The organism is Oleiphilus sp. HI0123, from assembly GCF_001635315.1.
The window spans coordinates 1-618 of sequence record NZ_LWGE01000927.1; the positions used below are offsets into that span (position 1 = coordinate 1).

General features: G+C 44.0%; 1 protein-coding gene. It reads left to right on the top strand.

The window, feature by feature from the left end:
* Nucleotides 1-618 (top strand): GGDEF domain-containing protein (locus tag A3761_RS07995; protein ID WP_156491737.1); only part of this gene is annotated, 618 nt, incomplete at both ends.

Here is a 618-nt window from a genome sequence, read left to right on the forward strand (position 1 = left end):
GATCTAAATAAATCAATTAGCGACAATAACGATATTATTTCTCGCTTAACTCGCCGCCTCCAAACCACGCTAGATTGTAGTGACATCATTCATATGTTTGCGAGTGAAGTCCAGACTTTGGTGTCATTTGATCAAATGAAACATGAAGCTTCCAATCAGAGCCCTATCACAATTGGTGATAAATCTGGTGTACATTCTTGCCAGTACAACCTCACCATGGACGAAACAGAATTAGGCGCAATTACCTTTTCTAGAAAGAAGCGCTTTCTTGAAGAAGAACTTTCCATTATCGAGCGCCTGGCTAGCACCTTGGTATTTCCTTTACGAAATGCAAAACTATATCAAGCAGCACTTCAATCAGCGCTTAGAGATGAGTTAACGGGTTGCGGCAATAAACGCGCACTTGATGCCAGCTTACACAGAGAGGCAGAGCTAGCGACACGTCACAACACCCCTCTTTCCGTTCTCATGCTTGATATTGATCATTTTAAACACGTCAACGATACATACGGACACCTAGCCGGTGATAGCGTCCTTCGCGACCTTGCAGCGACAATCAAAAAGTGCGCGCGTGGAAGTGATTTGTGTTTTCGCTACGGTGGCGAAGAGTTCGTATTA